Source organism: Lactobacillus laiwuensis (assembly GCF_019972835.1).
In the GTDB taxonomy this organism is placed as follows: Bacteria; Bacillota; Bacilli; order Lactobacillales; family Lactobacillaceae; genus Lactobacillus; species Lactobacillus laiwuensis.
Genome location: NZ_BPPB01000007.1, coordinates 94698 through 103651, shown reverse-complemented (window position 1 = coordinate 103651; position 8954 = coordinate 94698). Strand labels below are relative to the sequence as shown.

General features: G+C 37.1%; 10 protein-coding genes. 8 read left to right on the top strand and 2 right to left on the bottom strand.

Annotated features, from left to right (window positions below; all coding sequences use genetic code 11):
* Positions 1 to 629: 629 nt before the first annotated feature.
* Positions 630 to 1391 carry a DeoR/GlpR family DNA-binding transcription regulator gene (locus LDM92_RS07295; RefSeq protein ID WP_223902654.1) on the bottom strand — a complete coding sequence of 254 codons (762 nt, stop codon included), beginning with the start codon at positions 1389 to 1391 and terminating at the stop codon, positions 630 to 632.
* Between the two features lie 202 nt (positions 1392 to 1593).
* Between LDM92_RS07295 and ulaG the strand changes: the two genes are divergently transcribed.
* From ulaG to LDM92_RS07260, 7 genes are all read left to right on the top strand, one after another.
* The gene (gene ulaG, locus LDM92_RS07290) at positions 1594 to 2667 is read left to right on the top strand and encodes an L-ascorbate 6-phosphate lactonase (RefSeq protein WP_046331537.1); all 1074 of its coding nucleotides are present in this window, start codon (positions 1594 to 1596) and stop codon (positions 2665 to 2667) included.
* A gap of 36 nt (positions 2668 to 2703) precedes the next feature.
* Positions 2704 to 3180: a PTS sugar transporter subunit IIA gene (locus LDM92_RS07285; protein WP_223902653.1), complete on the top strand. Its 477-nt coding sequence runs from the start codon at positions 2704 to 2706 to the stop codon at positions 3178 to 3180.
* Positions 3181 to 3185: 5 nt separating this feature from the next.
* Positions 3186 to 4679 (top strand): PTS ascorbate transporter subunit IIC, encoded by a 1494-nt coding sequence (ulaA, locus tag LDM92_RS07280; protein ID WP_223902652.1) that lies wholly within the window; start codon positions 3186 to 3188, stop codon positions 4677 to 4679.
* Between the two features lie 21 nt (positions 4680 to 4700).
* On the top strand, positions 4701 to 5003 hold the full coding sequence (locus LDM92_RS07275; RefSeq protein WP_223902651.1) for a PTS sugar transporter subunit IIB: 303 nt from the start codon (positions 4701 to 4703) through the stop codon (positions 5001 to 5003).
* Between the two features lie 12 nt (positions 5004 to 5015).
* On the top strand, positions 5016 to 5654 hold the full coding sequence (locus tag LDM92_RS07270) for a 3-keto-L-gulonate-6-phosphate decarboxylase UlaD (RefSeq protein WP_223902650.1): 639 nt from the start codon (positions 5016 to 5018) through the stop codon (positions 5652 to 5654).
* 72 nt (positions 5655 to 5726) lie between these two features.
* Positions 5727 to 6608 (top strand): L-ribulose-5-phosphate 3-epimerase, encoded by an 882-nt coding sequence (locus tag LDM92_RS07265; protein WP_223902649.1) that lies wholly within the window; start codon positions 5727 to 5729, stop codon positions 6606 to 6608.
* Positions 6609 to 6619: 11 nt separating this feature from the next.
* On the top strand, positions 6620 to 7315 hold the full coding sequence (locus LDM92_RS07260) for an L-ribulose-5-phosphate 4-epimerase (protein ID WP_046331543.1): 696 nt from the start codon (positions 6620 to 6622) through the stop codon (positions 7313 to 7315).
* A gap of 125 nt (positions 7316 to 7440) precedes the next feature.
* On the opposite strand, the gene LDM92_RS07255 is transcribed toward LDM92_RS07260, so the two are convergent.
* Positions 7441 to 8121 carry a hypothetical protein gene (locus tag LDM92_RS07255; protein ID WP_223902648.1) on the bottom strand — a complete coding sequence of 227 codons (681 nt, stop codon included), beginning with the start codon at positions 8119 to 8121 and terminating at the stop codon, positions 7441 to 7443.
* A gap of 56 nt (positions 8122 to 8177) precedes the next feature.
* Between LDM92_RS07255 and yaaA the strand changes: the two genes are divergently transcribed.
* Positions 8178 to 8945 (top strand): peroxide stress protein YaaA, encoded by a 768-nt coding sequence (gene yaaA, locus LDM92_RS07250; RefSeq protein WP_223902647.1) that lies wholly within the window; start codon positions 8178 to 8180, stop codon positions 8943 to 8945.
* Positions 8946 to 8954 lie beyond the last annotated feature (9 nt).

The following is an 8954-nucleotide window of genomic DNA, read 5'->3' as shown; positions in this document are numbered from 1 at the left end:
AGGAACTCCTTTTTCTAATGTTTTAAGAAATTAATTTAAGGAATTATTCATCCTTACACAAACTATTTTACGGTCTCGCATATAGAGATAAAATGTGTAAGATTTTATATAAATGTATATAATATAAATCACATATTTTAAGTTAAAAACTTGCTTGGAAATAAAATTCTGATTTACATTTAAGCAATACTTATATAATATTGGCTGAAGTGAGATTATGAGTATCGGACCTTTGTCAGAGTGGGTTACTGCAGCTGCATAAATTGCTGCTGTGTGCGTTGCTTTATTTTTACCTGTTTATGATAAAAAACAGGTAAAACGTAAAAAGACTCGTAATATGAAGGCTATTTTTAGGCTTTTAATTAAAAAAGCGCTAGAAGAAAAAGACACGTCAAACTTGGAATCATACTTTAAAATAAGTTTTCTCATTATTGACAGTAATGACGACAAGCAGATTTATTCAATAGTGAAACGTGCATTGAAATTTTAAATAATCAGAATATGCCGGAGGATAAAAAAAGAAACAGGCATTAAGCAGCTAATGGAATATCTTAAATAAGCAAACTTTATTTCTGAACAAATTAAAGCAGGGGTGAAAAGTAATAAACTTTTCACCCCTGCTTTTTTGCTTATAACTGTATTTGAATAACTTGCACACCAGCTTTTATAAACCCTTCAACCGTATCTCTTGGCGTAAAAGAATCCGTGATCAATAGGTCTATATCACTGGCCTGACCGATTACAAAATTAGAAAACTGGTTAAACTTACTGTAATCAGCAACTACTATTAATTTACGGGACTGTCTAATAATAGCTTTGTTTACTTTTGCTTCTTCCATAAAAGGTGTTGAAATGCCTCGTTCAAGACTTAAACCCGCACAGCCGATAATTGACCAGTCGGCAAAGATTTTTAAAAAAGGTTCAACTGCCAAGTCACCGCTCATAATCATTTTGCGAGAGACATTACCACCGCTTAAGATAATTTGGCTGTTACTGGCTCGCATGTCTAAATTTCCTGCATAGCCATTATTGGTTAAAATGTTAACGTCTTTTTTTAGTAAGTAGGGAATCGCCTCAAAAGCGGTAGTACTTGAATTGATAAAAACCCAGTTATGTTTCTCAATGTGAGAAGCTGCTTCTTCACCGAGCCTTTGTTTAATGTAACTGACAGAATCAGTAAAAGGAACTTCTTCAGGCTTTACTAACGAGATGATGCCTTTTTCCTGCAATATCTTGCCTTGATTAGCCAGATTGCTGCAATCTCTGCGAACTGTCATAATAGAAACGTTCAGCTTTTGACTCAATTCATCTAAGCTGATCTTTTTTTGATGGTTAAGTAAATCAATAATTTTTTGGCGTCTATTTTTGATTTCTTGATATGAGTTCTTCATTTTAAATTCTCACCGTAATAACAACTATTTATTTTCAGTAACAAAAATTACCATAAAATATGATAATTATCAATAAAATATCTTATTTTTTGTAAAAATATCATAAAAAGTAATAATTATCCTTTAATATGGTTGAAAGCGATAACATACTACAATATAATTTAACATGAAAACAAGGATAAAAAGAACATAGGAGGAAAAAATGACGAAACCAACTAACATTAATGAAGTGACACCGCAAGTTTTTGCAGAAAATAATTTCCCAGAATGGGGAACTTTCTTAAATGAGCAAATTGCTGCCAAAAAGGTACCAGAAAAATCATTTGCAATCTGGTGGCTAGGTTGCATGGGTACCTGGCTTAAAACACATGAGGGTACAAACATTGCAATTGATATGTGGAACGGTACCGGTAAACACACTCATGGTGATGGCAAGATGCGTCAAGGTCACCAAATGATGAGAATGACAGGTGGAGAGGCTTTACAACCTAATTTACGTAATAAGCCTTACGTAATTGACCCATTTGCTATCAAAGATTTAGATGCACTGTGCGTTACACATACTCACCACGACCACTTGGATATTTATACAGCAGCTTGTGTTAACAAATTTTGCCCTAATGCAAAATTTATCGGTCCTCAAGGCGTAGCTGATGAATGGGAAGAATGGGGCGTTCCGGCAGAAAAAATCACTGTAGTTAAACCTGGAGATGAAGTCAAGGTTGGTTCAGTAACCATCAAGGCTTTAGAAGCTTTTGACCGGACTGAACTTGTTACAGAAGATGATCCGAACGTTAAATTGGCAGGTACTAAGCCAATAGAAATGGCCAAAGTAGCAGTTAACTACCTCGTAGAAACTTCAGGTGGAAACTTATACCATTCAGGCGATTCACACTATTCTAACACTTTTGTGAAACATGGTAACGAAAATAAAGTTGACGTAGCCCTTTGTGCATATGGTGAAAATCCACGTGGAATTACGGATAAACTTGATGATTCCCAAGTTTTACGCATGGCAGAAGCTTTAAAGACAAAAGTTATTATCCCAATGCACTATGACATTTGGACTAATTTTTACAGCGATCCTAAAGATATCTTGGCTTTGTGGAACAGAAAAAAGAATCGCTTACAATATCAATTTAAACCTTACATCTGGCAAGTCGGTGGAGAATTTAACTTCCCTCAAGATAAAGATAAATTTGAATACATGTACGATCGTGGCTTTCATGATGCATTTAAGAATGATCCTGACTTACCATTCCCAGAATTACTATAATTCTCTTTTTCATTAAAAATTTGGTAGGAGGAAATCATGCTCAGATATTTTTTAGAAAATCACTTGATTAATATCAGTCAGAAACACCCAAAAGATTGGCAGCAGGCCATCAGGATATCCGGTGAAATAATGAAGAAAAATAAGCTTGTCACGGATAAATATATTGATCAGGTAATTGCAGACGTCAAACAATATGGACCGTATATTGTGATTGTTCCCGGTGTGGCAATGCCCCATTCGCAAGCCAATAGTTCGGAGGTTTTAGGTACTGGTATTGGTCTGACAATATTCCCAGAGGCAGTTTCCTTTGACCCAAATGATCCAGAAAAAAATGCGCAACTATTCTTTATGCTGGCTGCTAAAGATAACCCTACTCATATGAAAAATATTGCTAACCTCTCCAACTTGCTGATGGAAGATGACATGATTGAAGACCTACGTAAAGTGAAGAATTTACAAGATTATCAAAAAGTCATGCAAAAACATGATAAGAGTAAAGAAAAAAGCAGGTAAGAAAAATGCAAAATATTTTAAATGCTTTATTAGCTATTTGGAGCTACTTTGCCACTAATGTTTTAAATCAACCAGCGTTCATGATCGGCTTCATCGTTCTCATTGGCTATATTTTGGAACGTAAAAAGTGGTATGAAGTTCTGTCAGGTTTTTTAAAGGCTACTGTTGGCTACTTTATATTAGCTGCCGGTTCTGGGGGTTTAGTTAACACTTTCAGGCCGATTCTTGTAGGCCTAAAAGATCGTTTTCATCTTAGTGCGATGATTATTGATCCTTATTTTGGACAAAATGCTGTTAATGCAGGAATAATGGAACGCTTTGGCCGTTCGTTTGCAGACACAATGCTATTACTGTTATTTGCCTATATCATTAATATTTTATTGGTCAGATTTTCAAAATACACCAAGCTGCGGGCCGTATTTACTACGGGCAATGTACAAGTGCAGCAGGCGGCAACTGCCTTTTGGCTGATATTGTTCTGTTTTCCTAAATTAAACCGCTTTTCGATTTTAGCAATCATGAGTTTGATTTTAGGACTCTACTGGGCTGTGGGCTCAAACCTAACAGTTGGTATCACTCAAGAATTAACAGATGGAGCCGGTTTTGCTGTAGCTCACCAACAGATGTTTGGTATTTACTTTTTTGCCAAGCTTTCCGAAATGATTGAAAAACATTCTGTGAAAAAGACTAAGGGTAAAAACAAACGACTTGAGGACATTAAACTGCCAAGTTTTATGTCAATCTTTAATGACAATATGGTATCAACTTCAATCTTAATGTTGATTTTCATCGGCGCAATTTTAGTAGTTCTGGGACCAGATTACTTAACCAAGGCTCATTTTATGCAAAAGGGTCAAAGCTTTATCTTTTACATTTTGCAAACTGCCCTGCAATTTTCAGTTTACCTGGCAATTCTTCAGCTTGGGGTAAGAACTTTCGTTAATGAATTAACTGAATCCTTCACAGGAATTTCAGATCGTTGGCTTCCAGGTGCGGTACCGGGGATTGACGTTGCCGCCACCCTAGGTTTTGGTTCCCAAAATGCACAAACTATTGGATTCATGTTTGGTGCACTTGGTCAATTCACCATGATTATCTTATTGCTTGTTTTCCACTCGCCAACTTTAGTCATAGCTGGATTTATTCCACTGTTCTTTGACAATGCCGCTATAGGACTATATTCAAATGACCGTGGAGGCTATAAGTGTGCGATGATTATGCCATTCATTTCCGGCTTAATTCAAGTTGCAGGTTCAGCTTTAATTGCTACCTGGGTAGGTATGGCAAGATACGGTGGCTACCTCGGCATGTTTGACTGGGCTACTGTTTGGCCATTCTTCACGGTAGTCATGAAATATCTCGGCTATATCGGTGTAGCAGTAATCATTATTTTGCTTTTAGCTATTCCACAATTACAGTACCGTGCCGATCCTGAAGGTTACTTCATGATCACTGAAGATTACCCAGCATGGAAGAAATTAAATAATAAAGAAGAATAACTACAGAAAGGATGATTTTATATGAAGATTTTGACTGCGTGTGCTAATGGTTCAGGAACGAGCTTAATGCTGCTGCGAACCGTCAAGAAGACATTGGAAAAGATGGGCTATCAAATAACGCAAGCTGATCATACTTCCATTTCGGAAGCTAAAGGCATTGCGCGTAACTATGACGTAGTTTTTACCTCAATTCCATTTATCAGTATGTTTGATGAAGTTAAAAAGCGTGGCGGTGAGGTCATTGGCATAAAAAATGTTATTTCGGCTAAAGAAGTTGAAGACAAAGTAAATGCTTCTGACATCCCCACAAAGTTTAAAAAGTAATAGGAGAAAATAATGGATTTACCAAAATTACAAGTGGCTTTAGACAGTGACAATACAGCGCAGGCAATAGAAGTTTTACGTAAAGTAGAAGATGTAATTGATGTTGTTGAAGCGGGGACCATTCTGGTTTATAAAGATGGCTTAAGTGCGGTTAGGAACCTGCGTGCAATGGCTCCAGATAAAATCTTGCTGGCTGATATTAAATGTGCTGATGCTGGTACAAAGTGTGGTCAATCATGCAAAGATGCCGGTGCAGATTGGATGACATGTATTAATGCAGCTACTGTTCCTACTATGAGCAATGCTCAAAAGGAAATTGAAGTTCAAGTAGAACTTTATGAAGGCTGGGATAATAAAGAAAGAATGCAGGAATGGCTTGATCACGGCATTCATCAGGTAGTTTACCATCAAAGTCGTGACGCCAAGTTTGCTGGCCAAAAATGGTCGCAGCAGGATGTTGAAAATGTCAAAAATCTGATCAATATGGGCTTTAAGGTTTCCGTTACCGGTGGCGTTCATCCCGAAATTTTAAAGTTGTTTAAGGGAGTTCCAGTTTATACCTTTATTGCTGGTCGTGCAATCAGAGAAGCAGATGACCCACACGCTGTTGCCAAACAGTTTAAAGACGAAATCAACAGAATTTGGGGTTAATTAAATACTAAAAAAGGGGATAAGTGAGCGAAGGTTCATTTTCCCTTTTTTAATAAATATGAGGAGAGAATAATGACAGTTAATGCTTTAGGAATCTATGAAAAAGCTTTGCCCCAGAACTTGTCGTGGCGGGAAACTTTTGAATTAACACATGACTTGGGCTTTAATTTTTTAGAATTTTCAGTTGACGAAAGCGACGAACGTTTAGCACGCTTAGATTGGACACGAGAAAAGAGAAGTGAAATCCGTAATCTAATGTGGGAGACGAATACCAGGATAAATAACTTAATGCTATCGGGTCATCGACGCTTCCCCTTAGGTTCAGCTGATCCGGCAATACGCGAGAAATCCTTGGTAATGATGCAAAAAGCAATTGATCTTTGTGTCGATTTGGGCATTCACAATATTCAAATGGCCGGCTACGATGTTTTTTATGAAAAAAAGACTATGACTTCCAGAGAATATTACGTTGAAAATCTGATTAAATGTGTCCATATGGCTGCAAAGAAAAATATTATGCTGTCAATTGAAACGATGGATGATCCTTTTATTAATAATCTGTCTAAGATTGCCCATTATCATGATTTAGCTAAAAGCCCGTGGTTGCAGGCATATCCTGACTTAGGCAATTTGAGTGCATGGCCTGAAAACGATGTGCCGGCCCAACTTGAAAAATACATTGATACTATCTGTGCCATTCATTTAAAAGACAGTAAAAAAGTTACCTCAACTTTTAAGGGTCAGTTTAAGAATGTGCCTTTTGGTCAGGGATGCGTTGATTTTACTGGTTTGCTCCGTACTTTAGTCAGATTAGATTATAACGGCAGTTTTACTATTGAAATGTGGTCTGGAGATAACGGTGATGAAAACGCGCTCGAAGAAGTAAAAAGTGCCAAGGCATTTTTTGATGATATTTTCAAACAGGTAGGCATTACTCAAGAAAAGGTGAATTAAAGGAGAATAAAATGCTGGAAAAATTAAAAGAAGAAGTCTATGAGGCTAACATGTCACTACCCAAGTTAAATTTGGTAACTTTTACTTGGGGCAATGTTTCAGGAATAGATAGAGAACAAGGTTTATTTGTAATTAAGCCCTCTGGGGTCCCTTATGAAAAGCTGAAGCCAGAAGATCTAGTGGTTATTAATCTAAAAGGCGAAGTAGTTGAAGGAGACAAAAATCCGTCATCAGACACACCCACCCATACTTATTTGTATAATCATTTTCCTAAAATTGGTGGGATTGTGCACACCCATTCACCTTGGGCAGTTTCATTTGCGGCTGCCAAAATGGATATTCCGGCACTGAACACAACTCATGCAGATACCTTTTATACTGCTGTGCCGGCTGCTGATGCCTTGACTAAGGCAGAAATAGAGGAAGATTATGAAGGCAATACCGGGAAGACAATTGTGCGTACTTTTAAAGAACGTAATCTTGATTACGAAGCAACTCCCGCTGCACTAGTTAGTCAGCACGGTCCGTTTGCTTGGGGTGCAACTCCTGCAAAAGCTGTTTATAATGCCAAGGTGTTGGAAGTAGTGGCAGAAGAAGACTTTCACACTTTAGAATTAACCCATCAGAATTCAGAATTACCGCAGTATTTGCTGGATAAACATTACTACCGTAAACATGGTCCTAATGCTTATTATGGTCAACGGTAAAAATTAAAAACTGATTCATTAAAAAACTGATAAATCTTTATTTGACGATGTAACCCGAATTCTTATTCAAGTTACACAATCTTAACAAGGTTTATCAGTTTTTAAGTTGAAATTGTTATTGAGTGCTAATATTTAGTTTCTTTAATATCGTCTTCTGGCCGGTGCTCTTGAATTCGAATTAGCTGCCATGTAAAATCACTTTTAGGCACACCATCTAAGTTTATGCTCAATTCGTCATCAGCAAAAGTGAAATCCAGTTCAGTCCTATTCTCAATCATTTCGATACGATTAGGATTGTCGGACAGACCCAGAATTTTTAGTGTTTCTGGCAGTGGCTGTTTGATAAAAATATATTTTTGATAAGGCATGTGCCTATTCTGGAGTACGAAACCGTTATTGTCTTCTACATTGCTAATTTTAAGGGCGCAGGGTTCGCTTTCATTAAAAGCATGGCCAAAAAGATGCATCCAGTTGTTGATTTGCTTAAGCATTTCTTCAGTTTCAGAAGGCAACTTCCCATTATCGGTAACTGGAATATTAATTATCGTCTTTTGACCATCTTTACGATTTGCTACAAGCTTTGCAACTGCATTTGCTGGGACTAAATCACAACTTTCTTTAATAGTTTCTGCATCGACCAAAGCAATAGTATATTTTGCACAAGCTTTTTTAAAGTCTGTTTGATGAGCGTCAACGCTGACAGCCCGGGCTCCTATATTGCGAGCAGTTTTAACTAAAAAATCAGCGTCTACATCTTTTGTACTTTTTAGTTTAAAATTTAATACGATGGCAAAATCAGGATTCATTGATTTCTCTCCTTCAGTAGATATTATTAATAAGTTTAACCCAAAAGGTGGTAAAGATGAAAATTATTATTTCACCGGCAATGAAAATGACAGTTGATAATGACTCTTTTTCTGCAAAAACGTCTCCACAATTTTTAGCTCAAGCTCAAGAATTAGCCGCTTTTCTAAAAAAATGCAGTTTTGATGAATTACAAAAAATCTGGCAATCTAGTGAGCGTACAACTAAAGAAGGTCAAAGGCAGATTCAAACTCTAAACTTGAGTCAAAAAGATGGTTTAACTCCTGCCATTATTTCCTATTCTGGCATTCAGTATCAATATATGGCTCCCGACTTGTTCACTAAGCCCGCTTTGTCTTACTTGCAAAAAAATGTCCGAATATTATCAGGTCTGTACGGTGTTTTACGACCTTTTGACGGTGTGTGGCCATACAGATTGGAAATGAAAAACAAGGTAAAGGGGTTTAAACAGCCCAATTTATACCGATTTTGGGGCACGACAATTGCGAACAATCTTTTTGATGAAGATCAGATACTCATTAATTTGGCTTCTAAAGAATATTCTCGTAATGTTACTCCATACGTTAAGAATGGCAGGCAGATGATTACTGTTGATTTTCAAGAAACGAAAAACGGTCAGTGGAAAACAGTTGGGGTGCATGCCAAGATGGCTCGTGGAGAGATGGTGCGCTATATTGCTGAAAACCAATTAACTGAACCGGAGCAACTGCAAGATTTTCATGATTTTGGTTTTGTGTTTGAGCCTGAAGACAGTACCAATGACACTTATGTTTTCAGGACAGAGTTCGATTTTAAACGGCGCTAAAAATTAAGA